The 24,509-nt window shown below is 65.1% G+C and carries 18 protein-coding genes; 5 read left to right on the top strand and 13 right to left on the bottom strand.

Translation table 11 applies throughout. The annotated features are described in order from the left end of the window. Nucleotides 1–36: 36 nt before the first annotated feature. Nucleotides 37–2,757: a TonB-dependent receptor gene (locus tag SARO_RS09455; protein WP_011445538.1), complete on the bottom strand. Its 2,721-nt coding sequence runs from the start codon at nt 2,755–2,757 to the stop codon at nt 37–39. Between the two features lie 332 nt (nt 2,758–3,089). Between SARO_RS09455 and SARO_RS09450 the strand changes: the two genes are divergently transcribed. The 3 genes from SARO_RS09450 (at nt 3,090) to SARO_RS09440 (ending at nt 6,688) form a co-directional block, all read left to right on the top strand. After that, nucleotides 3,090–4,124 (top strand): LacI family DNA-binding transcriptional regulator, encoded by a 1,035-nt coding sequence (locus SARO_RS09450; protein WP_011445537.1) that lies wholly within the window; start codon nt 3,090–3,092, stop codon nt 4,122–4,124. A gap of 177 nt (nt 4,125–4,301) precedes the next feature. Continuing rightward, nucleotides 4,302–5,786: an MFS transporter gene (locus SARO_RS09445; protein WP_041550269.1), complete on the top strand. Its 1,485-nt coding sequence runs from the start codon at nt 4,302–4,304 to the stop codon at nt 5,784–5,786. Continuing rightward, on the top strand, nt 5,783–6,688 hold the full coding sequence (locus SARO_RS09440) for an ROK family protein (RefSeq protein ID WP_011445535.1): 906 nt from the start codon (nt 5,783–5,785) through the stop codon (nt 6,686–6,688). Before SARO_RS09445 ends, SARO_RS09440 begins: the two co-directional genes overlap by 4 nt. Here SARO_RS09440 and SARO_RS09435 read toward each other — a convergent pair. From SARO_RS09435 to SARO_RS09420, 4 genes are all read right to left on the bottom strand, one after another. Next, entirely contained in the window at nt 6,667–7,989 is a 1,323-nt protein-coding gene (locus tag SARO_RS09435; protein WP_011445534.1) for a glycoside hydrolase family 32 protein, read from the bottom strand. The genes SARO_RS09440 and SARO_RS09435 overlap by 22 nt on opposite strands. A gap of 1 nt (nt 7,990) precedes the next feature. Further along, entirely contained in the window at nt 7,991–9,364 is a 1,374-nt protein-coding gene (locus tag SARO_RS09430; RefSeq protein WP_011445533.1) for a putative 2OG-Fe(II) oxygenase, read from the bottom strand. Further along, nucleotides 9,361–10,866 (bottom strand): tryptophan halogenase family protein, encoded by a 1,506-nt coding sequence (locus tag SARO_RS09425; protein ID WP_011445532.1) that lies wholly within the window; start codon nt 10,864–10,866, stop codon nt 9,361–9,363. The genes SARO_RS09430 and SARO_RS09425 overlap by 4 nt, the downstream gene beginning before the upstream one ends. A 153-nt stretch (nt 10,867–11,019) precedes the next feature. Further along, nucleotides 11,020–13,464, bottom strand: a complete 2,445-nt coding sequence (locus tag SARO_RS09420) for a TonB-dependent receptor (protein ID WP_234007342.1) — start codon at nt 13,462–13,464, stop codon at nt 11,020–11,022. 335 nt (nt 13,465–13,799) lie between these two features. On the opposite strand from SARO_RS09420, the gene SARO_RS09415 reads away from it, so the two are divergent. Next, the gene (locus tag SARO_RS09415) at nt 13,800–14,834 is read left to right on the top strand and encodes a LacI family DNA-binding transcriptional regulator (protein WP_011445530.1); all 1,035 of its coding nucleotides are present in this window, start codon (nt 13,800–13,802) and stop codon (nt 14,832–14,834) included. A 20-nt stretch (nt 14,835–14,854) separates the two neighbouring features. Here SARO_RS09415 and SARO_RS09410 read toward each other — a convergent pair whose 3' ends face one another. The 4 genes from SARO_RS09410 to SARO_RS21485 all read right to left on the bottom strand — a co-directional run bounded on the left by SARO_RS09410 (nt 14,855) and on the right by SARO_RS21485 (nt 20,190). Beyond that, nucleotides 14,855–15,988, bottom strand: coding sequence for a glycoside hydrolase family 68 protein (locus SARO_RS09410; RefSeq protein ID WP_011445529.1), 1,134 nt, complete (start codon nt 15,986–15,988; stop codon nt 14,855–14,857). Between the two features lie 37 nt (nt 15,989–16,025). After that, complete coding sequence (locus SARO_RS09405) at nt 16,026–18,125, bottom strand: alpha-galactosidase (protein ID WP_011445528.1); 2,100 nt, start codon at nt 18,123–18,125, stop codon at nt 16,026–16,028. Next, nucleotides 18,125–19,447 (bottom strand): MFS transporter, encoded by a 1,323-nt coding sequence (locus SARO_RS09400; protein ID WP_049759511.1) that lies wholly within the window; start codon nt 19,445–19,447, stop codon nt 18,125–18,127. The genes SARO_RS09405 and SARO_RS09400 overlap by 1 nt, the downstream gene beginning before the upstream one ends. Before the next feature lie 359 nt (nt 19,448–19,806). Next, nucleotides 19,807–20,190: a hypothetical protein gene (locus SARO_RS21485; RefSeq protein ID WP_234007340.1), complete on the bottom strand. Its 384-nt coding sequence runs from the start codon at nt 20,188–20,190 to the stop codon at nt 19,807–19,809. Here SARO_RS21485 and SARO_RS21480 point away from each other — a divergent pair. Beyond that, on the top strand, nt 20,177–20,674 hold the full coding sequence (locus SARO_RS21480; RefSeq protein WP_234007339.1) for an intradiol ring-cleavage dioxygenase: 498 nt from the start codon (nt 20,177–20,179) through the stop codon (nt 20,672–20,674). The genes SARO_RS21485 and SARO_RS21480 overlap by 14 nt on opposite strands. Before the next feature lie 4 nt (nt 20,675–20,678). Here SARO_RS21480 and SARO_RS09390 read toward each other — a convergent pair whose 3' ends face one another. From SARO_RS09390 to SARO_RS09375, 4 genes are read right to left on the bottom strand one after another with little or no spacing between them, the layout of a single operon-like run. Beyond that, complete coding sequence (locus SARO_RS09390; RefSeq protein WP_011445525.1) at nt 20,679–21,521, bottom strand: SDR family NAD(P)-dependent oxidoreductase; 843 nt, start codon at nt 21,519–21,521, stop codon at nt 20,679–20,681. Between the two features lie 30 nt (nt 21,522–21,551). Then, nucleotides 21,552–22,559: a zinc-binding dehydrogenase gene (locus SARO_RS09385; RefSeq protein ID WP_011445524.1), complete on the bottom strand. Its 1,008-nt coding sequence runs from the start codon at nt 22,557–22,559 to the stop codon at nt 21,552–21,554. A gap of 9 nt (nt 22,560–22,568) precedes the next feature. Next, the gene (locus SARO_RS09380) at nt 22,569–23,408 is read right to left on the bottom strand and encodes an SDR family NAD(P)-dependent oxidoreductase (RefSeq protein ID WP_011445523.1); all 840 of its coding nucleotides are present in this window, start codon (nt 23,406–23,408) and stop codon (nt 22,569–22,571) included. A 29-nt stretch (nt 23,409–23,437) separates the two neighbouring features. Further along, entirely contained in the window at nt 23,438–24,508 is a 1,071-nt protein-coding gene (locus tag SARO_RS09375) for an aromatic ring-hydroxylating dioxygenase subunit alpha (RefSeq protein WP_011445522.1), read from the bottom strand. Nucleotide 24,509 lies beyond the last annotated feature (1 nt).

Raw genomic sequence — 24,509 nt, 5'->3', positions numbered from 1 at the left:
AACGGACGCAGCCCGCCCCTCCCCCGAGGGAACCGGTCAGAAGCGGTAATTGAAGCCCGCCATGAAGCGGCGGCCATAGGTCTGGTAGTTGCGGATTTGCAGCGTCGTGCCCGTATCGACCGAGACGAACGGCTCGTCCGTCAGGTTCTGGCCCTGCAGGAACAGCGACAGGCCGTGAAGCTTGCTGCTTTCCTGGAAGTCATAGCCGATCTGGGCGTCGACGATCGTCTCCTTCAGCGCGCGTCGCAGTTCACGCTCGCCACCGAAGCCCACGAAGATGCCCTGGAACGAGGAACGATGACGGGCCGAGACGCGCGCATTGAAGCCGGCCTTCTCGAAGAACAGCGTACCCGAGGCCACCCAGCGCGAATAGTCCGGAAGGTCCTGCGCCTTCGCGTCCACGCCCGGCTTGATCGACGTCTTGGTGTAGCCAACGCCGCCGGTGAAGCCGAAGCCTTCCAGTGCCGGGGTGATGACCTCAAACGGCAGCGTGCCCGCAAGTTCGATGCCATAGAGCTTCCCGCCCGAACCGTTGACCGCGGTCTTGAGCGTGCCGACGTAGTTAGTGATCGGCACCGGTGCGGTCACCGGCAGGCCCGAGTAGTCGTACGGCACGACATCGGTGTAGATGTAGTTGTCAAGCTTCTTGTAGAACATCTGGACGCCGATGTAGCCCTTGCGGCCGAAGTACTTCTCGATGTTCAGGTCGGCGGCCCATGCGCGGTACGGGCGCAACTCCGGATTGCCGCCGTTGCCCGAAATGATGCCGCTGGCGGTGTTGTAGCTGTAGTCCAGGCTGACCTTCATGTCCTCGAAGCGCGGACGCTGGATCTCGCGCGCCGCAGCCACGCGCACCACCCAGTCGCCGGGGATGCGGAAGTTCAGGTTCAGGCTCGGCAGGACATCCCAGTAGCGCGCACCGCGCGTCACGGGCACCAGGCTGGCTGCGGCAAGGTTCACGTACCCGCGCGACTTCTGCTCGGTATTCTGCGCGAGAACGCCGATGTTGCCGTCCATCTCGATATCGCCGAACGCCGCCTTGAGGTCGCCCTTGAGGTAGATCGACATGACCCGCTCGGTAACCGCGTAGGCCTTGGCCGGCACGTCCTTGCTTGGGTTCAGCGTCTTCACGTAGACGCCGTCGTCCAGCATCTTGAACGGATCGTAGCTGACGATCGGGCCGGCGCCGATGAACGACAGGTCGGTGGTCCCGGTGCGGTACTGATCCGGCACGACGAGCGAGCGGGCACCATCGGCGAGATTGAGGAAGTATTCTTCCGGGGTCTTGGCCTTGGTGCGGTCGACGTAGGCCGTGCCCACCGAGAGCTTCGACAGGAAGCTGTCCTCAAGCTCCTTGCCGACCTCGACCTGGAAGCTCTTGATCTCGTCGTCGATGATGCGGTTGTTGTAGTAGCCTTCCTGGTGGCCGGCCGGTGCGCCGCCGCCCCAGCCCAGCGGGTCGGTCAGCACAATCGAGTTGAAATCGCCGTAATCGAGCGTGTGGTCGGTGAAGTGCGTGCCCTTGCCGTCGCTCACGAAAGTCAGGGTGTCGGTTGCGCCCACGCCGCCGCCCGGGCCAGTGCCGGCATTGGTTTCGAGCGTCAGTTCGTTGCGGTCGGTCTTGGAGTAGCCGAAGTCGAACGAGGCCGACCAGCCATCGTCACCTTGCCAGGCCGCGTTGAAGCCGCCCGAGAAGATGTCTGAATTGCGCTCGTAGCCGTGGTTGTTGACCACCGCCTCGACGCCGGTGAACGTGCCCCCGGTGATCAGGTTGCCGGTGGTCTCTATGCCCGTCGGGGAAAGCTGCGCACCGCTCCACGCCAGCGGGAACTCCACGCCGCGCTTGATCTGCTTGTCCTTGAAGTTGCCGTAGAAGGCATCGACCGTCAGCGTCAGTTCGTCGACCGGCTTGAACTGGACGGTGCCCTGGATGCCAAGCCGCTTTAGCTGGGTGGAAACGCCGAACGGCTTCATTCCGCCGATGACCTTGGTGCTGTCGGGACCGTCGGCATAGCCCCAGGCCTCGAATTCCTGTGCCTGGTACGGCTCGTCGGTATAGGCAGCCGACAGCGCGACGCCGAGGCGGTCCTCCATGAACTGGCCGACATAGGTACCGGTCAGGCGATAGCCCTTGTCATGGCTGTCGGCATTGACCTTGCCGAGATCGGCATAAGTCCCGCGCGCGCCGACCGACAGCAGGCTCTTGCCCATTTCCAGCGGACGGATCGTCTTGATGTCGACCGTGCCCACCAGGCCCTGATGGACGAGATTGGCCTGGGGCGCCTTGTAGACGTCGACGCGGCTGACGATTTCCGACGGGAACTGGTCGAACTCGACATTGCGCTGCTCGCCGGTCGATGTCTGCGGACGGCCGTTAAGCGTGGTCGAGGAAAGGTCCGCGCTCGAACCGCGGATCGCGATGGAGTTGGCGCGGCCGAACAGGCGCTGCGTCGTCAGACCCGGCAGGCGGGCGATCGATTCACCGATCGAGGCATCGGGCAGGCGGCCGATGTCTTCCGCCGAAACCGACTCCACGATCACAGGTGCGGTCTTCTTCACGTTGACCGCAGTGGCCAACGCGGCGCGGAAGCCCGTGACGACGATGGCCTGCTCCTGGCCTTCGGTCGGCGCGGCCTCTGTCGCTTGCGCCTGGGCGTCACCGGCGGCTTCCTGCGCCATGACCGGGCTCGCCGCGAGCGCGACGGTCATTGCTGCGAGCGAAGCGCCCGAAACGGTGGATAGTGTGCGAATTGCCATGTTGAAACTCACTCCCCCAAGCCGGCACTCGCTGCCGGCCCTGAACCTGACCATGTTCTGTGCGGAGGTCCGTCGACCCGGCCTTCCGCTCGCCAAAGCATTAGGGGAGTGGCAAAAATTCCCGAATATGGCATACGTATACTATGCATAACCGGTTGCAGGCGATACCCGTATGCCACACCGCCGACAGCACGGTGCGCAACGGATAAAACCGCGCGATTTTCGGCCTTTCCCGCGCGTTCTGACGGGCCGATTGCATGACGCGTGGTTCAGGCATACAACCTGCAGCTGCCGACTGCGGGGACACACCGGGCGGCGGGAGAACAGGGGAAATGGGGCGTAAGCCATCCAACAAGCCGACGAGTTTCGACATTGCCTACCTCGCCGGCGTGTCCCAACCTACCGTCAGCCGTGCGCTCAGGGGCAGCAAGTCGGTCAGCCTCGCCACGCGCCAGAAGATCGAGGCGATCGCGCGCCAGCTCAACTATACGGTCGACAAGAACGCTTCGTCATTGCGCTCGCAGCGATCGAACACCCTCGCCCTGCTGTTCTTCGAGGACCCGACGCCGGACGAATCGAACATCAACCCGTTCTTCCTCGCCATGCTCGGCTCGATCACCCGGCACTGCGCCAATCGCGGCCTCGACCTGCTGATCTCGTTCCAGAAGCTCGATGACGACTGGCACAAGCGCTACCAGGACAGTCATCGCGCCGACGGGCTGATCCTGCTCGGCTACGGTGACTACACTCTCTACGGATCCCGCCTGCGCCAGCTCATCCGCTCGGGCACGCATTTCGTGCGCTGGGGCTCGGTAGACGAAGGCACCATCGGGGCGACAATCGGGTCCGACAACTTCGGCGCCGGACGCCTGGCGGGCGAGCACCTCCTTGCCCGGGGCCGCAAGCGCATTGCCTTCCTCGGCCAGGCGGATTCGCACTATCCAGAGTTCGAGCAGCGCTACGCAGGCCTGTCCAAGGCCATCCGCACAGCCGGGCTGGAGCCCGATCCGGACCTTGTCGTCGATGCGACCTCGTCCGAGGAAATCGGCTACAACGCCGCGCGGGAGCTGCTGTCGCGCGGCAAAACCTTCGATGCCATCTTCGCCGCGAGCGACCTGATCGCCATCGGCGCGATGCGCGCGCTTGCCGAAGCCGGTCGTTCCGTGCCCGCCGATGTCGCGGTCGTCGGTTTCGACGACATCCCGGCCGCCAGCCTGACCACGCCGCCATTGACCACCATCATGCAGGATACGCGGCTTGCCGGTGAGGCTCTGGTCGATTGCGTGCTCGGGCAGGTCGAAGGCCGCCCACCCAGCCCGCGCATCCTCCCCGCACGACTTGTCGTCAGGGCCAGCAGCGGCGGCTGAATCGGGACCACTGCGGGCCTTTCGGCTTTGGTATTCGTATGCGCATCGATTGCGGGCGCGGCCGGATTCTGCGACCAGCCTCGGCAAGACCGCTGAACGGACCGCATCAAAAGGACCGTCACGGATCGCCTCAAGCCACCACATCGGGAGAGCGCCGTGGGAGCATCACTGAACGCAATGCCCCGGCAGAAGCCACGCCAGGATTTCCGGGGCCTGTGGAACATCAGCTTCGGCTACTTCGGCATCCAGCTCGCCTTCGCGCTGCAAAACGCCAACGTCAGCCGCATCTTCCAGTCGCTCGGCAGCGCGGTCGACGATCTTGCGTTCCTGTGGATCGCCGGGCCCGTTACCGGCCTGATCGTGCAGCCGCTGATCGGCTACTACTCCGACCGCACCTGGGGACGCCTCGGGCGCCGCCGCCCCTATTTCCTGGCCGGTGCCGTGCTTGCGGGGCTTGCGCTAGTCGGCCTGCCCAACACCGGCTTGCTCCTCCTCGCTGCGGCGTTCCTGTGGATGCTCGATGCCTCCCTCAACGTGGCGATGGAACCCTTCCGCGCCTTCGCTGGCGACATGACGCCCGACGACCAGCGTGCGCAGGCCTTCGCCTTCCAGACCTGGTTCATCGGCGCGGGCGCGGTCGTCGGCAGCCTTGCCCCGGCCCTGTTCAACTGGCTCGGCATCGCCAACACCGCTCCGGAAGGCATCATTCCGCCCTCCGTGCGCTACAGCTTCTACCTTGGCGCTGCCGCAATGGTTCTCGCGGTGGGATGGACCGTGCTGCGCGTGCGGGAATACAGCCCCGACGAAATGGCCGCTTTCGAAGCGGATGCCACCGCCCCCATCGCTCCGGAACACGAACCTCTCGTTTACCCCCGCTCCGGTCCAGCCTGGGTTGCCGTTGGCGCGGTGCTCGTTGCGATTGTCGCCGCGCTTGGACTGGATCGTCAGCTCTACGTCCTCGGCACGGGCCTCGCAGTGTTTGGCGCCATCCAGATCGGCGTTCGCGCCACGGCGGCCAGAGGCGCGCTTGCACACATCGTCAGCGACCTTGCGCAAATGCCCGCGCAGATGAAGCAGCTGGCGCTCGCCCAGTTCTTCACCTGGATCGGCTTCTTCATCGTGTGGATCTACACCACGCCCGTCGTTACCGAACAGGCCTTCGGCGCGACCGACGTTTCCAGCGCCGCCTACAACGAAGGCGCGGACTGGGTCGGCGTGATGTTCGCGTTCTACAACGGGATCGCGGCTGTCTCGGCCTTCCTGCTGCCCGTGCTGGCGCGACGCATCGGCAATGCCAGGACGCATGCGGTCGGCCTCCTGTGCGGCGCCAGCGGCTTCCTCGGGCTGCTGCTGATCCGCGATCCGTGGTGGCTGCTGCTGCCGATGGTCGGAATGGGGATCGCGTGGGCATCTGTCCTGTCGATGCCCTACGTCATCCTGACCCGCGTGCTGCCAGCGCGCAAGTTCGGCATCTACATCGGAATCTTCAATTTCTTCATCGTCATCCCCCAGCTTGTCGTGGCGACGCTGATGGGCGGCATCATGCGCAGCTTTTTCCCGGGCGAACCCCGCTGGACGATGCTCGTGGCCGCGCTGATGATGGCCGCTGCCGCAGGGGCGATGATGCTGGTGCGCGAACACAGGAGGGATAGCGCGGCATGAGCAAGGACGGACTTATCGGTGCGATCGAGGCGGGCGGGACCAAGTTCATCCTAGCCCTGACCACGCAACAGGGCGAAATTCTCGCCCGCACGCGCCTGCCCACCAACACGCCGGTCGAAACCTGGCCTGCGATGCAGGACTTCTTCCGCCAGGCGAGCGCCCAGCACGGGCCGCTGGCCGGATTTGGCGTCGCCAGTTTCGGCCCGATAGACATCGATCCGGAATCGGCAAGCTACGGCACATTCACGACCACCCCCAAGCCGGGCTGGTCGGGCGCGCGTTTCCACGATGCGCTCGCGGGGTTCGGCGTGCCGATCAAGGTCGAAACCGACGTCAACGGAGCCGCCATCGGCGAATGGATGGCGGGCGCGGGCCAGGGCTGCCGTACGCTCGCCTATACCACGATCGGCACTGGCGTCGGCACCGGCGTCGTGCGTGATGGCAGGGCGCTGATGGGTTTTTCGCATTACGAGAGCGGCCACATCCTGCCGCCGCACAATCACGCCGCCGATCCCTTCCCCGGGACCTGCCCCTACCACGGCAACTGCATCGAAGGCCTCGCCAGTGGTCCCGCCATCGAGCGGCGCTGGGGCCGCAGCCTCGACAAGCTGGGCGATGAACCCGGCGCGGTCGCGCTAATCGCGGGCTATATTGCCCACCTCGCCAGCACGCTTGTCCTACTTCACATGCCCGACGGCCTGATCTTCGGCGGCGGGGTCATGAAGGCTCCCGGCCTGGTCGAGGCAGTGCGCAAGGCGACCGCGGCAAAGCTCAACGGCTATGTCCATCATCCGCGACTGGACGATGGGCTCGAAAGCTACATCGTGACCCCGGGCCTAGGCGACGACGCCGGGATCACCGGCGCCATCGAACTGGGCCGTCAGGCCATCGCGGCGGGATAGGCCACGCTGCACGCGCCCTCGCCGCGCAAGGCCCAGGCCTCGCCGGCGAGGCGATGCTGCAACGTCAGAACTGCCCCGCCCCGGTTCGCGAAGACCTCAAGGCTGCCTGCATCGAGCCACAGTTCGACAGGGCCCTTCCCTGCTTCCATCGCCGCGCGATGTTCGAGCTGCGGCGTCACCGGGTCGTGTCGGCGCACGGTCAGCCGCCCCCCCGAGAGCGCGCACTCGATGCTGCGCCCATGATCGTCCTCGATCCTGAAGGACCAGTCCTTGCCGGCCGGAAAGCTCAGCAGCGCCGCTGACGGCAGCGGGATGCACCCATCGCACAGCGACGTGGCCTCGGCCTTGCCGAACAGAGCGCGGCAGGCCGGTTCCACTTCCTGCACCAGCGCGTAGCCACTTTCGTCACGGCGAAGCGAGACACGGCGCGGCAGCGTCATCGCGCCGCGCCAGCCCTGCGGCTCGAGGTACTTCTGATAGGCGTGATTGCCCGCCCATCCGATCCAGACGGGTCGTCCTTCCGCATCCGGGGCGGCGTTCCAACCGATTGCCGCATAGAAGTCAGGCCCGTGGTCACCCACCGCCCAACCGGTCTCCGGAACGAACCGCCTTCCGTCGAAATGCCCCACGCGCCACGGCGATGCCTGGCCTGCCGCGCCGGACAGGACATCGACCTTGAACAGCCAACGTGTCTCGTCGGTGCCCTCCACCGGCAACTCGACCATCCAGGGGCATTCCCACAAGTGCCCGGGCGCACCGTCGCGCCCAATATCGGACAGCAGATCCCAGTGCCTCAAGTCCACCGAAGCGTACAATTGCGCGCGGTTCTCCTCCGAAAGCACGACCGACATGATCCACCGGCCCGACGGCCCGTGCCAGAACACGTTCGGATCGCGGAAGTCCGCCATTTGCAGGTCGAGCACCGGGTTGCCCGTGAACTTGGTGAAAGTGCGCCCCCGGTCCGTGCTGGCGGCAATGCTCTGGAACTGATGCGCCCGGTCGGTTCGCGCGCCGGTATAGACCGCGACCATCGCGCCCTTTCCGAAGCCCGCGCTGCCCTGGTGATCGATGACTGCAGATCCCGAGAAGATCATCGTCCCGTCTTCTTCGGCAAGAGCCACCGGCAGTTCCTGCCAAGTCACAAGATCGCGACTGACCGCGTGGCCCCAGGACATGTGCCCCCAGTCCTCGCCGAAGGGATTGTACTGGTAGAACAGGTGCCACTCCCCATCCTGCCACACGAGGCCGTTGGGGTCGCTCAGCCAGTTGGCGGCGGGCGCGTAATGGTACAGGGGTCGCATTTCAGGCTTTCAGGTTGGGTACGATGTCGAAGGCTATGGTCATCCGTTCGCCATCCGCGAAGGGGACGGTGCCGTGCCACATGGTCGAAGGGAAAAGGGCCAGGCGCCCCGGCACAGGCACTACCTCACCGTAGGCCTCCAGCGGCAGGGCCAGTTCGGGCGGCGGCGTACCGAAGCGCAGGTGCCCGGCGGGCGCTGCGCCGCGCTGTTCCCGCTCTGGCACCGTCACGTAAAGCGCCGAGCTGAGCCATCCCATCGGATGGGTGTGCACCGAATGGAAGCCGCCGGGGCGCAGCCTGACCGACCAGCTCCCCGAAAAGAGGAGGCCTTTGCGGGGTGCCGCCAGCAATGGATGGGCGGGATCGTGATCGGGCAATTCATCGATGTATCGCCGCACCGCGGCCTCGATCCGCGCCCTGGCACTGGCGATCACCGGATCGATCCGCAGCAGCAACGGCCTCTCGGTCTGCGTGCCCCCGCGCACGGATTGTTCGTGCCAGGGCTGTCGCATCGTATGCAGCCGCCGCAGCGTCTCCGCCAGCGCGGCGAGCTCCTCCGCGCGGAAGTCCAGGTCGAACGCGCGCACATGGCGCATGCCTGCGTCGAGCCACTGCGCGCGCGGATCGTCGAGGAGGCGCCAGGCGAGCGAGGCGTAGGGCCAGAACGCGCGCATGGTGGGCTGGCCCATGTGTCGCACGCACAGATCCCGCGCCCGCTCGATCTGGCCGCCGCGCAGGAAATGCCGCACCCGGGCGATGTCGAGCCCGAGGTCCTGCACGTGCTCCACCCGGTCGAAAAGGCTTGGGTTTGCAGCCTCTTCCCCGCTCTCGCTGGCAATGAACAGCTTGCCCAGAAGCGACGCCTGCCGCTCTCCCAGCAGGGCCTCGGCCTCGTCGACGACCGCTCTTGCCTCGTCCCAAAGCCGAGCAGTGGCAAGGACGTGGAACCATGCCATGCGCAGTCCGAAATTCTCGGGCTCGCGCGCCACGGCGCTCCGAAAGCTCCGCGCGAAATCGACCTCGCCGGCAGTCGCCCGCATGCCGCACAGGCAGCGATGGCCGTCGATCCATGCGGGATGCCTTGCCAGCAGTGCTTCCAGCAGCTCCTCGGCCTCCGGCTGCCGTCCCTCTGCCGCCAGCGCGCTGGCGCGGCTGCGCTGGAGGTCGAGGCGGTCCGGGGCAAGTTCTGCCGCCCGCCCATAGAGATCGGCCGCATCGAGCCCGGCTTCGAATGTGACCTGAGCGACACCTAAAGCGACATTGGCGTCCCCTGGCGCGGCACTCGCTGCCTCTCGTATGGCATCGAGCGCCCCGGCGAGGTCCTGGGAATCGCGCAGCGCGACAGCCCGCCGCAGATGCGCATCGGCGGTGCTCATGCCGCCGCGCAGTTCGCCGCGATGAACTGCTCGTGCGTGGGTTGCTGCATCGCCGCGTGGTGCATCGCCGCCCGCAGCTTCGCCAGCCATTCGCGCCCGTCGATGCCGCGATAGTCCGCCAGTGGATCGGTCCGTTCGGGAAAATTGAGCTGACCGATGTGCACCGCGAGCCACGATGGCGGCCCGAACAGGTCTGCATCGCGCTGAACCAGCCTGCCAAAGCTTCGGAAATGCTCGATCTTCGTCTTGAGCGTGTCCGGGATGTCCATCGCCGCGCAATAGCGCCACAACTCCGCATCGTCGCGCTCGGTGAGCTTGTAGTGCAGGATGATGAAATCGCGGATGCGCTCGAACTCGCTCACCGCGATGCGGTTGTACTCGTCGATCACGATAGGGTCGAAGCCGCGATCGGGGAAAAGCGCGAGAAGCTTGGAAATTCCAGCCTGGATCAAGTGAATAGACGTCGATTCCAGCGGCTCCATAAAGCCGCTCGACAGGCCGATGGCGATCACGTTCCTGTCCCAGAACTTCTTGCGCCGCCCCGTGACGAACCGCAGCGGACGCGGATCGGCCAGCGCCTTGCCGTCGAGGCGCGACAGCAGCTTTTCCGCCGCTTCGTCCTCCGACAGGAACTGGCTGCAGAACACGTAGCCGTTGCCGGTGCGATGCTGCAGCGGAATGCGCCACTGCCACCCCGCCTCGCGGGCGGTCGAACGGGTGTAGGGCGTCAGCGGATAGGCATTTTCGCAAGGCACCGCCATCGCGCGGTCGCATGGCAGCCAATGGGTCCAATCCTCGTACCCCGCCTGCAGCGCCCCCTCGATCAGGAGGCCGCGGAAGCCCGAGCAATCGACGAAAAGCTCGGCCTCGACCGCGCGGCCGTCTTCCAGCGTGACGCCAGTGACGAAGCCGGTTTCGCCATTCTGCTGAACGCTGCCGATTTTGCCCTCGATGCGGACGACACCCCTCGCCTCGGCATATTCGCGCAGGAAACGGGCATAGAGGCCGGCATCGAAGTGATAGGCAAAATCGAACGTGGACAACACGTTGCGCTGGTCGGGCATTGGTGGCGCAAAGCGATTTTCCCTGGCCAGCGCCCAAGCCATCGAGTGCTCGTCCAGCGGTGCCGTCTCCCCCTCCGCCCTGGCGCGCAGCCAATAGTGGTGCAGGTTCACCATGTCGAAGGCACGCCCGTGCGGGCCGAAGGGGTGAAAATAGCGGTTTCCGACCCGGGCCCAGTCGACGAACTCGATGCCGAGCTTGAACGTCCCTTGCGTCTTGCGGACGAACTCGCGCTCGTCGATCTGCAGGGTTTCGTTGAAGGTGCGGATCGGAGGGATCGTCGCCTCGCCGACGCCCACGGTGCCGATGTCGTCCGATTCAACCAGCGTTATCCGGCAGTTGTGCCTAAGCGCCTGCGCCAGTGCAGCCGCCGTCATCCAGCCCGCCGTGCCGCCGCCGACAATTGCCACAGAACGGATCGTCCGGTCCGACGTCGCCATCCGATATCTCTCCTGCCCGTCCCAGCTATGGGACTATCGCTCTTCCGGCGATACTGGAACGCGGGGGCGGAAACGCAAGTCGCGTTCCGCCCCCGGTCATTGGTTTTTCCGATGTCGAGGTGAGCGGCGACTATAGCCGCCGCCCACCCAGGATCAGAAGCTGTAACGCACCGAAGCCGAAACCGTGCGGCCGAGCGCGGGAGCGCCGCTGATGACGGTCGGGTTGACCGAAGCATCCGCGATGCCGCCGTTGCCGCGCAGGTCGAACGTGTCGAACACGTTGTAGACCTGCAGGCCGAGCTCGAGGTTCCGGATCGGATAGACGCGCAGCGACGGGTTGAAGATCGCCTTGCCCGGATACTCGTAGCCCGCGCTGTCGATGGCGCTGGTCTGGCCGGTCACGGCAAGGCCAAACGTCGCGATCTCACCCACGTCGTAGTTCGCCGAGAGAGTGTAGATCAGGTCGGGGATACCGTCAGCGCGGGTATAGCTGCTTGCGCCTGCGGCCTGCTTCTTGGCCTTCGAATAGGTGGCGTTGCCGACGAGGCTGAAGCCGCCATTGCGATAGGTCGCGAAGATTTCGGCGCCGGTCGACTTGTACTTGGCATCGATCACGCAGCCGCCTGCTCCACCCGGGCACTTCGTGGCCGAGAGTTCGTAGGTGGACTGCTTGAAGCTGCCCTTGAGCAGGGTCAGTTCCAGCGTGAAGCGACCGCCGAGCAGACCGCCACGGCTCTTGATGCCGAGTTCGTGCTGCTTGACGAAGTCAACCGAAGGCGTGACGCCATCGGCCGTGCAGCCTCCGTTTCCTGCCGCGGCATCGGCCGAGGTGCAAAGGGCACCGTCGTTGCGGATCTTGCCGCCCAGGGTCTGGCGGTCGCCGTTGAAGCGGCCACCGCGCGAGGTGCGGGCGAAGATCGACAGGTTCGAGCTGGCCTTGAACAGCGCACCGACCGTGTAGGAGGTGTAGCTGCGGGTGTAGTTGAGATCCTCGCGCACGCCGTCCGATGTGATCGTCGGGATGGTCACGCCGCCGCTGACAACGTCGAACTCATCGCCGCCGCCAATGGCATAGCCGCTGGCCTTCACCCGCTCGAAACGGACGGACCCATCGATGTCGAACAGGTCATGGTCGAAGTCGAGCGACATGTAAGGTGCGGTGTTTGCATACGACAGGTCGTAGTCGCGGGCGCAGCAGTTGCCCCAGTTGTTGTTGTAGCCCGCGGTGCCGGCCTGGGTCAGCTTGTTGCCGGCGCTGTCGAACAGGTCGAGTTGCGATGGATTGTCGCCGTTCAGTTCGCGCAACGATTTGTTGACGTGCCAGTCCATCGCGATCTTCTGGTTCATGTAGAACACGCCGGCGCGCGCGGTGACCTTGCCGGTGCCGACATCGAACTTGCCTGCGACCGTCAGGTCATTGGCAAAGCTGCCTATGTCGCGGATGCGGGTGTCGACGTTGACGTTGTTGTCGAGATACTCGCCGGTGAACACCTCGCCGGCCTTGGGGCCGCTGGCGTACTTGATCGTGGCAACGGTCGCACCGTTGACGGTCGAACCCAGCACCGACGACGTGCGCGCGACGTTCAGGAACGGCGAGGTGAAGCCGCCGCTCATGTCTGTGTAGCGCATGTTGTTGTCGACGGTGATGCCGCCGTCGAACTCATAGTGGAACTGGCCGCCAAACGACTTCGCGTTGGTGGTGATGCCGTCCATCTTCGTGCGCTCGAGGTTGCCCTCGCGGTTGTAGATGAGGAAATCCTGATTGTAGATCGAGTAGTTCGAGCTGTCGCGACCGTCGAACCCGGGGAACGGGCGGATGTTCGTGACCTTCTTGCCGTTGATCGTGGCGAGAGCGGGCGAACCGGTGTAGTTCGGCTCCTGCGTGTCGGCATACTTGAACATCAGGCGGAAATAGCCGCGCCCACCGTCGAACTCCTTGGTCAGGTTGCCCTTGACCTGGATCGAATCCGACACCGTATAGTCAGCATGCAGCGGGCCACGGCCGTTCTTGAAGAAGCCGCCGACGTGGAAATACGTGGTATCGTTGATCGGCCCGCCATAGCGGAAATCGACCTTGGTCTCGTCATAGCCAAGACCCTTGCCGACCTGGACGTAACCGCCTTCATCCTTGCCGGTGTGGCTGATGTAGTTGATCACCGCGCCCGGTGCCTGCGAGGCGAAGGTCGTGGCCGAACCACCGCGAACGCCCTCGATGTTGGCGACCGAAGCGTCGAAGCGGGTCCAGTAGTCGTTGTTGCCGAACTGGATGTCGCCGAACAGGACGGTCGGCAGACCATCTTCCTGGATCTGCACGAAGGGCGAGCCACCCGTGGCGACCGGAAGGCCGCGAACCGCGATGTTCGAGTTACCGCCGGGCCCCGATGTGCCGGCCACCTGGATGCCCGGAATGCTGCGGAAGACTTCGGCTTCGGAGCTGGGCTTCAGGTTCGAGATCGTTTCGGCCGAGATCGAGCTGACCGAAATCGACGTGTTGAGCTGCGTCTTGTCGCGGCCCGAGGCGGTGACGACGATCGCGTCGAGGCCGACGCTTTCGGGGACGGCATCAGCGGCGTCGGCCTGGGCAGCTTCCTGCGCCATTGCGGGCGCAGCAAGGAATGCGCCGGAAAGCGCGACGAATGATGCACATGCGTAAAGGGATGACAGCTTCATAATTCCTCCCACCAAGAAGCTCCTGCGTAGTCCGCAGGAATCAGTCAATGGTCAGATACAACCCCATACAATCGTTTGCAATGGATTTTAGCAATCGATTGCATCGACGCGGCGATGCGTGTCATTGCTGCAACATGAACCGCTCCAACGGATGGCAAATGGCACCCATTCCGGTTGACATGGCGGGTTGCAGCATCGCATCAGCAACCGGGGCGAAACGCGCAACCGCGCGCAGTCATGCGCCCGCAGGACACACGGTTTCCATGAACGACGGCCCCATCAGCGACGGCAAGGCACCAGCAAAGATTAGGAACATTGCGGAGCTGGCGCGAATGGCCGGCGTTTCCGCAGGTACCGTGTCGCGCGCGCTGGCCGACAAGGAGCTGGTCAACAAGGAAACGCGCGAACGCATCCAGGCGCTCGCCCGGGAACACGGCTTCCGTCCGAACCAGATGGCGCGCCGCCTCCGCACACAGAAGACTGGTGTGATCGGCGTGGTCATCCCGCTGGGGCACGAACGACGGCAGCATATCTCCGACCCGTTCTTCATGACGCTGTTCGGCTACCTGGCAGACGAACTGACCGAGAGCGGGCACGACCTGATGCTGTCCCGCGTCATTCCGGGCGATGACGAATGGCTTGATCGCATTGTCGATTCCGGAATGCTCGACGGGGCACTGGTCATCGGGCAGTCCAACCAGTTCGAAGTCATCGAACGGGTGGCACGGCACTATCGCCCGCTGGTGGTCTGGGGCAGCCATCGCGAAGGCCAGGCCCAGTGCACGGTCGGCGTGGACAACGCCGCGGGCGGACGCCTCGCCGCGCAGCGCCTCCTTGCCCGGGGCGCCAAGCGCCTGGCGTTCTTCGGCGACACCAATGGCCCGGAGATCGCGGAACGCCTTGCCGGCGTGGAGCGCGCGGTGGTCAACGCCCCCGACGTGTCGCTTCGAGCCTATCCGACCCATCTCGCCAGCGATGAAATGGCGAACCAGATCGCAGCCCATCTCGACGAACTGGGAAGTGCCATCGACGGCATCGTCTGCGCGTCCGACATGATCGCGATGACGACGATCCGCATTCTGCACGAACGCGGCGTCGCTGTTCCCGAGCAGGTTGCCGTTACCGGTTTCGATGACCTGCCACTCGCCACCCGGATGGTGCCGCAACTGACCACGGTGCGCCAGGACATCGCGGCGGGCGCGCGGGCGATGGTCGACGCCTTGCGCCGCCGCATCGCGGGTGAGGATGCGCCCTCAACCGTGATGCAGCCGGAACTGGTCGTGCGTGAAAGCGCCTGATTTTCAGGCAGTAGCGCCCATCAGGCGATGGTGACCCGCTCGCCATCGAAGTTAAGCATGAACCGAGGTGCGGGGGTTCCCCCGAAATTGCTGCGCAGCAATTCGGGTTGCTCCTCGACGGTGCGCCCTGCCATGCCCCAGTAGTCGACGAAGCTCCACACTTCGCCCTCGCCGGTGACCCACCAACTGTAGGACTGCTTTGCTTCCGCATCCGGGTTCGCCGCGACCAGCCCGCCTTCGTTGAGCATGCGCCAGGGGCCCGCAAGGCTTTCAGCCACCATGCCGTAGAGGCCGTTGGGCCCTGCCACCGCAGCGGGCGCGAAAGTGTGGGTCTGGGTCGACCAGAAGAGATAGTACAGCCCGTCGCGCACCAGGATGTGCGGCCGTTCAAGCTCGTTGTTCACGTCGATCGCCTCGACCAGTGGATTGCCGAGAACCCAGGTGTCACCCTCGAGCGTGGCGATCCCCACATTGCCGTTGAAAGGATGATCCGACCATGCGGCGCTGCCGGTGAACAGGATGTGCGCCCTGCCGGTGGCCGGATCTCGAAGCCACGCGGGATCGCGAAAACCCTTGATCTGGCCCGGCGCCCCACTGTCCTGCCGGTCGAGCACGTAGCGTAGGCCATCGGCCTCGAATATCTCGCGCGGGGCTTGCCATCCGCCAGGGCCGGCCTCGGTCAGGGTGCCTTCGCTGACGAATATGCGTTGCTCGAAGGTCGGTGCAGCCTCGCCGCGCCGTCCTGCGGCGGTGAAGAAATGCTGCACGGTGCGCCCGTCGTCCATCAGCACGGCCGAACCCGCCCATTCGCGGCTGCCGGGCGTGAGACCATCGGGAAAGGCGTTGCCGTGATCCTTCCATCCATCCTCCCCCAGCGAGACGAGGCGGATGCGGGCATGGCCATGCCGTTCGACCGGATCGGGGAAGACCGGCGCCGAAAGAAAGAACCACCAGTTGCGTCCCAGATGCTCAACCGTACGCCCGTCCTCGTGCGCGAGGGGCCAGCAGTCCCACAGGTCCAGGTCGTCGAAGAGGCGCACGACATCGGCGGCTTCGATGAGCGGAATCCGGGCGCTCTGGCCGTAGCCTGCGGGACGCCACGGCGTCGCGCCAAACGAGGCAATCGATTGTTCTGATGGATTGACCACGGACATATCCGACTTTCTTGAAACAGATTTGGCTTAAGACAGATCAGGCGCGTTTGCGCAGATGGAAGATGGTGACCGTCTCCGCCTTGCAGGGCGGGAGCGGCAGGCCGTTGGCCGAGAGCCAGTCAGCCGGGAACGCCTGAGGGGCGGCCTTCATTGCCTCGAACAGCGCAGCGGAATGCGCGGCATGCCCGCCCTCGCCCCCGGCGATACGAAGAAGCCGGATGTCCCATGTTCCATCCTGGCCCGCGAAAGGCAGTGGCAAAGGCTGCGGGCGACGGTCCAGCGGCGGGTCCGCGCGGATCACGAAGAGCAGCAGTTCCGCTGCATTCCCCTGCGCCTGCCAGAACGCTGCATCCGCACCCTCGCCCAGCCAGACAGTGCCCTGGTGCAGCAATCCGCGCCATTGCTTGTGAAAGGCGATCCAGTCGGCCAGTTCGGCGCGCTCTGCATCGCCCAGCGTGCGCGGGTCCATTTCCACGCCGAGATGACCGGCCATCGCCATGGCAGCCCGGAAGCCCAGGGAATGCCTGCGCCCCGTGGCATGGGCGGGGCTTGCGGCGATGTGCGATCCCATCACCTCGGGAGGGAGGAACGACAGGAACCCGCGCTGGATACCGATGCGACTGGCCGCGTCGATATTGTCGCTGGTCCAGTAGCGATGGCAATAGTCGGCCATACCTGCATCGTTGCGCCCGCCGCCGCCAGCACAGGCCTCGATCTCCACGGCGGGATGCGCTGCGCGGACCCGCGCGAACAGTTCATACGCCCCCCTCATCTGCGCCGCCCCGCCAGCAGGCGCGAGGTCGCGGTTGTGGTCCCACTTGAGGTAGGTGATCGGCAATTCGCGCAGCAGCGCGTCGATGCAGCCGAAGAGGTGGTCGCGAACGTCCCGTCGCCGCATGTCAAGCACGAGCTGGTTCCGGGCAGTCGGTCGTTTCCGCCCCGGAAGCGCAAGCGCCCAGTCCGGATACGCCCGATAGAGGTCGCTATCGGGATTGATCATTTCCGGTTCGACCCAGAGCCCGAACTCCATGCCCAGCGCATTGACGCGGTCTGCCAGGGTGCGCAGTCCGTGCGGATACTTGACGGGATCGGTTGTCCAGTCGCCCAGTCCCGCCGTGTCGTCGTTGCGGCCCCGGAACCAGCCATCGTCGAGAATGAACCGCTCCACGCCCACGGATGCCGCCGCTTCCGCAAGGGCAACGATGCGCTCCTCGTCGTGGTCGAAATAGCAGGCTTCCCACGAGTTGAGGTGCACGGGCCGTGGGCGCATGGCCCCGTCCGGCCAGCGGATGCGCGCGCGGACTGCATCGTGAAACGCCTGCGCCGCGCCGTTCCGGCCGGAGGTTGATACCGTCACGATGGCGTCGGGCGACTGCCAGCTCTCGCCGGGCGCAAGGCTGGCCTCGCCAGGTTGAAGCACCGCGCCCGCGTTCAACGTCCAGAAACCCTCGTCGTCGCGCTCGACCTCGATGCGCGCATCGCCAGACCACGCAAGCTGCAGCGCGCGGACAGTGCCCGCGTGATACGTAGCGCCTTCGTCGAGCACGAACAGGCCCGGAGGGCCGCCGTGCCCGGAAATCCCGCGCCGACCTTCGCGCACCCACGAATGCTGCGGCATCGGCTCGCGGCATTCGACCAGTTCGGCGTTGTGGCGTCCACGCCACGACACGATCTCGCGCGCGGAACCCGCGATGGGGAGGAGCGCGCTCGACAGCCAGTCGACCTCGAACGTTTCACTGCCGATGTTGCGCACGACGCTGCGGCAGACGAAAGCACCGCCAACTGCTTCGAACACCTGTTCAAGCTCCACGCCCGCAACCGGATCGCGCGTGATGATGCGCACGGAGCCGGCATCCCCGGCGACGGACGCCCCCGCCATTGCCGGCACGAGTGCGACTGAGCCGCGCCGCAAGCACATGGCCGAAGGTCCGAACCAGCCCAGCCCGGCCGCCGGTGCGACGGCGAACGGTACGTCGTCGTCCAGCGAGTATGACGCAGGCGCGCGCTGGTCCCGGATCGGCCGGATCCCGTCGGCTGTCAGCCGGGGGCCGAAGTGCCGCCACGCGGGCGCGCTGCCGTCGTCCGCTTCCCAGACGAGACTGCCGTCCCCGGAGTGCAAGGCGAATACCTCGCCCATCAGGCCGGCACCGCCGATTGCGGCATCGCGCCGGCTCGTCCTTCGCGCACCCAGAGCACCGAGAAGCCCGCGAGCACCAGCGACGCGCCGCAAAACATCAGCATGTTGCGGGGATCGCCGCCGAGGACCTGCTTGTACGCGTCGAAGCCGAGCGAGACGAAGCCCAGGTCGAGTCTGCTCATCACCACCGCGAAGATCAGCATCGGGATCACGATCATCATGTTGAAGATGCCCATGTAGACCCCAGTGCGCTGGGGCGGGATCGAATTGGTCAGGATCGCATAGGGATTGCCCATGATGCTCCCCCAGGCGAGGCCGATGCCGATGGCCGGCAGGAATAGCAAAGCCTTGTCGGTGACGTTGGGCAGGAGGAACATCCCCACCCCGCCAGCGAACAGGCACAGGGCATGCAGCGGTCCGGGCCCAAGGCGCCTGACCAGCGGCACCATGGCAAAGGCCGTGACGAAGGATATCGCATTGTAGAATGCGGCAACCTCGCCATTGGTCAGAACGGCGGTATGGAAGGCGCTGCTATGGACGTCCGACGTGCCATAGACGGTGCGGCTGATCGAATAGACCGCGTAGGTCCAGTACCCGGACATGCCGACCCACTGGAACAGGCTCATCAGGCCGAGCTTGCGCATCGCGACGGGCATGTCGGCAATCGCTTCGCCGATCTCACGCAGGGTGGCCCAAGCGCCCTTGGGCTGTGCCTGGATGTGGGCGCGCTCCTGCGGCGTCAGCGGCAGTTCGGGAACGCGAAGAACGGACCAAAGAATCGTGCTGAGCGAAAGGACAGCGCCGATCATGAACACGATGCGCACGGTGTAGGGGATGCCGTGGCTGTCGACCCAGTCCTGGTTCATGCCAAGGCCGACCAGCAGCGAGGGCGTGAGAAAGGCCAGCATCTGGGCAAGGCCGGTGAATGCGCTCTGCGACAGGAAACCCGCCTGACGCTGTTCCGGGTTCAGCCGGTCGGAGACATATGCCCGGTACGGCTCCATGGTGATGTTGTTGCCCGCGTCGAGGATCCATAACAGCGACATTGCCATCAGGATCGAGCTCGACAGCGGCATGAAGAACAGGCCGAATGCGCACAGCACGGCACCGATCAGGAAATAGGGTGTGCGCCGGCCCCATCGGCTGGCGGTCCGGTCGCTCATCGCGCCGATGATCGGCTGGACGAGGAGCCCCGTGATAGGCCCGGCAAGCTGGAGCATGGGGAGCTGGGATTCGTCGGCACCCAGATAGCTGTATATCGGCCCCATGTTGCCCTGCTGCAGCCCGAAGCTGAATTGCAGGCCCAGGAATCCGAGATTCATCTCGAGTATCCTTGCCAGCGGCAGGTGCGGTCGATTTGCATTGATGCCGTTCACTTGTGAACTCTCCCGTCAGGCTTCGCCGAGCCCTGAGCGTGTCATGCCACAGCCGGGGGCGCGTGACAACAATCGATTGCATAAATGCTTGAACCGAACTCGATGCAAATTTTTGCGGCGAACATGCAAACGCTTAAGGCGCCCTACGCCCGAACCCGCGTGGGCTCCTGAAGGTTTCCCGTAGCACCCACGTTATCAGCATGAATGCCGGTGCAAAAAGGGTCACGCAAAATGCCGCATGAAATCCACGATAGTGGCAATGAAAACCATCACGATCACGCCGACGAAGGCCTCCTCGCGGACCTTCAACGCATGGAGCAATTGCGGGTCGGGCGCCGCCGGGCATTGGCCCTGTTCGGTTCGGCAAGCGGCAGCGCACTCCTGCTGGGATGCGGCGGCAGCGATGGCTCGTCTTCCGGCACCACGACGACGGTGACTTCGACATCGACGTCCACCGCAACGGCGACTGCAACTCCAACTCCCACGCCGACCTCGACCAGCACGTCATCGAGTTGCACGGTCCCTTCGAGCGAAACCAATGGGCCATATCCGGCCGATGGCACCAACACTTCCTCTGGCGTCACGTCGAACGCGCTTACCGCCACCGGCGTCGTCCGCAGCGACATCCGGTCCAGCTTCGTCGGTTCATCGACCGCGACGGCAACCGGCGTGACAATGACCTTCACCATCACCGTCGTCGACGTGAACAACGGCTGCGCGCCGCTGTCGGGATATGCCATCTACATCTGGCACTGCGACAAGGATGGGAACTACTCGCTCTACAACCTGCCCAGCGAAAGCTATCTGCGCGGTGTCCAGGTGACGGACTCGAACGGCCAGGTCACGTTCACCACAATCGTCCCCGGCTGCTACAACGGCCGCTATCCACACATCCATTTCGAGGTCTTCTCGAGCCTCGCCAATGCCACCAGCGGCAATTACGCGCGGCTCATCTCGCAGTTTGCCATTCCCGCCACGGTATGCGCCGCGGTCTATGCCACGTCGAACTATGCGACGAGCAGCACCAACTACAACAACGGCAACAACTCGACATCGACGGACAACATCTTCAGCGATGCGACAAGCGCGCAGCTCGCGGTAATGACGCCGACGATGACCGGGTCGGTATCCGGCGGCTACACCGCAACGACCACCATCGGCATTTCAACCTGACCGGTCAGAACTGCATCTCGCAGACCGGGGTGGCCGCAAGCAGCGCTTCGGCGCGCTCGCGCATCCGGTTTGCGAATTCACCGTGAGTGATGACATAGAGTTGATCGGCGAGAATGGCGTCCGCCACCATTTCGCCCACGGCATCCGGATCCATCCACTCGCTGCCCGTCTCCCGCATCGACAACGCCTGCTCGGAAGCCGCAAAGCCACTTCCCTCGCGCAGGTGGGCCGGCCGGTTGCGCGCGGCTTCATGGATGTTAGACCGGACGAAACCGGGGCACAGCACGCTGCTGCCTATCCCGCGCCCGGCAAGATCGGCACGCATGTTCTCGGTCAGGTTCAGCACCGCCGCCTTGCCTGCGGCATAGATCGCAAGATGACCGGGCATGACGACCGTGGCAGCCAGCGATGCGGTGTTGACGACATGGCCGCCGCGCCCATGCGCGATCATCTGCGGCAGCATTGCCTGAAGCCCGTTGACCACGCCGCCCAGGTTGACGCCAAGCCCGAAGTCCCAGTCGGGGTAGGTCGCCTGCAGAATGGGCCCTTCGACACCCACGCCGGCATTGTTGACCAGAACGTCTATCCCGCCGAACTCTTCATCCATGCGGCGCGCCATGCTCGCATATGCGGCCCGGTCCGTCACATCGAGTTCCACTGCGGCAACGCTCTCGCCCAGACCTGCTGATGCCAGCGCCTTCAATGCCCTCGAGATGTGATCGGTGCGCATGTCCGCGATCACCACGAAGGCGTCCCGCCGGGCGAGCGCCTTGACGATGCCCAGGCCTATTCCGGATGCTCCACCGGTGACGAATGCGGTTCGTCCCGCGAAGGTTTCAATGCCCATGGGCCCCTGCTCCAGCTTGCCGGGGATCGATCATTCGCCCGGATTTATCAGCACCTTGCACTGATGCGTGCGCTTGCGCAGGCTCTCGAACACGTCCGGCGTTGCATCGAGCGAAATGGTGTCGGTTACCAGAAGGCGCGGCTCCACCGCACCACGGACGAGGGCGTCGAGCGCCGCTTCGTATTCCTGCCTGGTGAAGAACGCGGACGTCACCAGCTTCACCTGCTTGGACAGCATCGCGAAGCTGTTGAACGTATCGGGCCGCGTACACAGGCCAAGCAGCGTGATGGTCCCGTCATTGCGCACCTGCTCCACAGCCTGCGCGATCAGTCCCGGCACGCCCACGCATTCGAATACTATATCGGCCTTGCCGCCCAGCGCGCGCCCGGCGCTCCCCACCGGATCGGCCGCATCGACGACGAAATCGTGCGCGCCCATCTGCAAAGCGCGGTCGCGCTGCCACTCCGCCAGGTCCTGCACCACCACGCGCCCAGCCCCGAAGCGCCGGGCCCAGAACGCGACGGCGAGACCGATCGGTCCCGCGCCCAGCACCAGCACCTTGTCGCCGATCTTCATCCGGCTAAGCGCCAGGCCGTGCAGAGCCACGGCTAGCGGTTCGACGATGGCGCCATCAGCCATGCTGGCGCTTGCCGGCAGGCGCACGCACTGGTTCGGCCGCGTCAGGGCAAATTCGGCATAGCCGCCACCCTGAAGACCGAACCTCTCGCACCACTGCACTTCGCCCGTGCGACACGAATGACATTGACCGCAACTTTGTAACGGGATGACCGAGACGAGATCCCCGGTCCTGAGGCCCTCCACGCCCTTGCCCAGCGCAACGACTTCGCCCGCAAACTCGTGACCCAGCACCGAACCCGCGCCCTGCCCGTATGCCGGGTCCTCGGTCATGTGCAGGTCGGACCCGCAGATGCCGCAGCGCCCGACCTTGACCACGACATCACCCTCGCCCGGCGTCGGATCGGGGATCGTATCGATGGCCAGCGGCTTGTGCAGGCCCTGCATCACGGCGGCGCGCATGGGGTTTCCTTACTTGTACTTGCCGAGCATCATGCCGCCATCGATCACCACGTGGCTGCCGGTCATGTAGTCCGAAGCGTCCGACGCCAGCAGCAGCGCCAGCGGCTTGATCTGATCGGTCTCCGCAACCGATCCAAGCGGCACGATGGCATCCCACGCAGCCCGCGCGACCGGGTCCTTCTTGAGCCAGCCACCACCGATGTTGGTCACGAACGGCCCCGGCGCGATCGCGTTGATGCGGATGCCGAATTCGGCCAGCTCCAGTCCCAGCGCGCGCACCATGTGCAGGACGCCGGCCTTTGCGGGCATATAGGGCAGGCCGACGATCGGCTCGGTCACGAGGCCGGCGTTCGATGCGGTCGTAACGATCGACCCGCCGGTGCGGCCATTGGCGCGGCCTTCCTTCTTCATGATCCGCACCGCGTTGCTCACGGTATAGAAAACCCCGTTGAGGTTGATCTGGATCGACCTGTCCCAGCGCTTGTGGTCGTAGGTATCGACCTGGCCCTCGGGGTTCCGGTGCCCCGCAGGGTTCCAGAATCCCGCACCGGTGTCGATACCGGCATTGGCAAAGCAGATGTCCAGCCCGCCATAGGCCTTGTCGTGCGCGTCGAAGGCGGCCGCGACGTTGTCCCAGTCGGAAACGTCCAGCTTCTCGGCACGGACTTCGTACCCTTCGGCACGAAGACGAGCAGCCTCGCGCTCCGCGCCTTCCGCGTCGATGTCGGTCAGCGTCACTGCCGCCCCCGCCTCGGCCATCGCCTCGGCATAGGCCAGTCCGATGCCCGAAGCCGCGCCTGTGACGAGCGCACTGCGCCCCTTGATATCGAACCTGTCGAGAGTTCCCATTGGCATCCTCTTGTTGTCTTGCGTGTGCTTCAGGCAGCGTCCTGCTGTCTCTCGCGCTCGATCAGCCGTTGCAGCATTCTCCGGGCCCGCACCCCGCCACCATCGCCACCGAGGATCAGCGGGCGAAGCGCCCAGAAGTCCTCGCCGCGCATGAGCCGGTGGCTGTCGCGGATGATCGGCATGTCTTCCTGCTCGAACGCGAATTCGAGCGCGGCGCGCATTCCGGCGGTGAACTCCGCGTCGCCCAGCCTGTAGTCGCGCGCGGTCGCCCAGAAGTAATGCGTCGTGTCAGGGGTTTCCGGCGTGAAGGCATGGAGCGATGGCAGCAGCGTGCATTGCTCGCGCGGCGTGCCCGGCTCGCCCGCGCGGAAATCGAAGTAGAGTACGGCCGGCGCATGCCACTTGACCATGCCGTAGAAATCCTGCGGCCGCCCCTCGGTCCCCATCACCGCCGAAATGCCGACGGAAAGCTCGTCGTTCAGCCGCACGTATTCGGCAAAGACATTGTCTCCGTCCTGCCAGAACTTGCGCTCGCCTTCGGTGAATGCGCTGGCGACCAGCGCCGGGTGGACGAAGTTGGCGTGGCTGAGGTCGAGAATGTTGTCGCTGTAGAGCTCGAAGTGACCCTCGGCGACCGTGGCCCCGCGCACGGCCTCCCATCTGGGGTCCGAAAGCCACGAAAAGTCCGGGATCGATGCCGGATCAGCCTTTGCTGCATCGCCCATCCATATCCACAGCAAGGCATGCCGCTCGACAAGCGGATAGACCCGCTGCCGCGCATCGGGAAGATGTCCGCCGGGATGCGGGTTGTGGACGCAGCGTCCATCCCCATCGAAACGCAGGCCGTGGTAGGGGCACATCAGCGCCCCGTCGACGACGCTGCCATGGCCGAGCGGCGCGAACCGGTGCGGGCAGCGCCCGCCGATGGCCTTCGCCTCACCGTGTCCGTCGCGGAAGAGCGCCACCGGCTCTTCCAGGAACGTGCGCTGCTGCGGCTCGCCGGCAAGATCGCTGGCCCAGCCCGCCACGTACCAGGTGTTGCGAAGATACGTGGCGGCGGGTTTCGCCGACAGCTTCGGAACCGGTTCGCCGCCGCTCATG

The organism is Novosphingobium aromaticivorans DSM 12444 (genome assembly GCF_000013325.1).
GTDB classification, from domain to species: Bacteria; Pseudomonadota; Alphaproteobacteria; order Sphingomonadales; family Sphingomonadaceae; genus Novosphingobium; species Novosphingobium aromaticivorans.
Note: the sequence above shows the minus strand (reverse complement) of the source record. Positions and strands in the feature narration are given on the sequence as shown.

Bases quoted from the DNA above. Each gene is read 5' to 3' on its own strand.
- SARO_RS09435 (WP_011445534.1), bottom strand. From the start codon at position 7,989: ATGCGACCCCTGTACCATTACGCGCCCGCCGCCAACTGGCTGAGCGAC.
- SARO_RS21480 (WP_234007339.1), top strand. From the start codon at position 20,177: ATGACCTTCACCATCACCGTCGTCGACGTGAACAACGGCTGCGCGCCG.
- SARO_RS09450 (WP_011445537.1), top strand. From the start codon at position 3,090: ATGGGGCGTAAGCCATCCAACAAGCCGACGAGTTTCGACATTGCCTAC.
- SARO_RS09405 (WP_011445528.1), bottom strand. From the start codon at position 18,125: ATGGGCGAGGTATTCGCCTTGCACTCCGGGGACGGCAGTCTCGTCTGG.
- SARO_RS09440 (WP_011445535.1), top strand. From the start codon at position 5,783: ATGAGCAAGGACGGACTTATCGGTGCGATCGAGGCGGGCGGGACCAAG.
- SARO_RS09430 (WP_011445533.1), bottom strand. From the start codon at position 9,364: ATGAGCACCGCCGATGCGCATCTGCGGCGGGCTGTCGCGCTGCGCGAT.
- SARO_RS09410 (WP_011445529.1), bottom strand. From the start codon at position 15,988: ATGTCCGTGGTCAATCCATCAGAACAATCGATTGCCTCGTTTGGCGCG.
- SARO_RS09380 (WP_011445523.1), bottom strand. From the start codon at position 23,408: ATGGGAACTCTCGACAGGTTCGATATCAAGGGGCGCAGTGCGCTCGTC.
- SARO_RS09375 (WP_011445522.1), bottom strand. From the start codon at position 24,508: ATGAGCGGCGGCGAACCGGTTCCGAAGCTGTCGGCGAAACCCGCCGCC.
- SARO_RS09385 (WP_011445524.1), bottom strand. From the start codon at position 22,559: ATGCGCGCCGCCGTGATGCAGGGCCTGCACAAGCCGCTGGCCATCGAT.
- SARO_RS09445 (WP_041550269.1), top strand. From the start codon at position 4,302: ATGCCCCGGCAGAAGCCACGCCAGGATTTCCGGGGCCTGTGGAACATC.
- SARO_RS09415 (WP_011445530.1), top strand. From the start codon at position 13,800: ATGAACGACGGCCCCATCAGCGACGGCAAGGCACCAGCAAAGATTAGG.
- SARO_RS09390 (WP_011445525.1), bottom strand. From the start codon at position 21,521: ATGGGCATTGAAACCTTCGCGGGACGAACCGCATTCGTCACCGGTGGA.
- SARO_RS09455 (WP_011445538.1), bottom strand. From the start codon at position 2,757: ATGGCAATTCGCACACTATCCACCGTTTCGGGCGCTTCGCTCGCAGCA.
- SARO_RS09425 (WP_011445532.1), bottom strand. From the start codon at position 10,866: ATGGCGACGTCGGACCGGACGATCCGTTCTGTGGCAATTGTCGGCGGC.
- SARO_RS09400 (WP_049759511.1), bottom strand. From the start codon at position 19,447: ATGAATCTCGGATTCCTGGGCCTGCAATTCAGCTTCGGGCTGCAGCAG.
- SARO_RS09420 (WP_234007342.1), bottom strand. From the start codon at position 13,464: ATGGCGCAGGAAGCTGCCCAGGCCGACGCCGCTGATGCCGTCCCCGAA.
- SARO_RS21485 (WP_234007340.1), bottom strand. From the start codon at position 20,190: ATGGTGAAGGTCATTGTCACGCCGGTTGCCGTCGCGGTCGATGAACCG.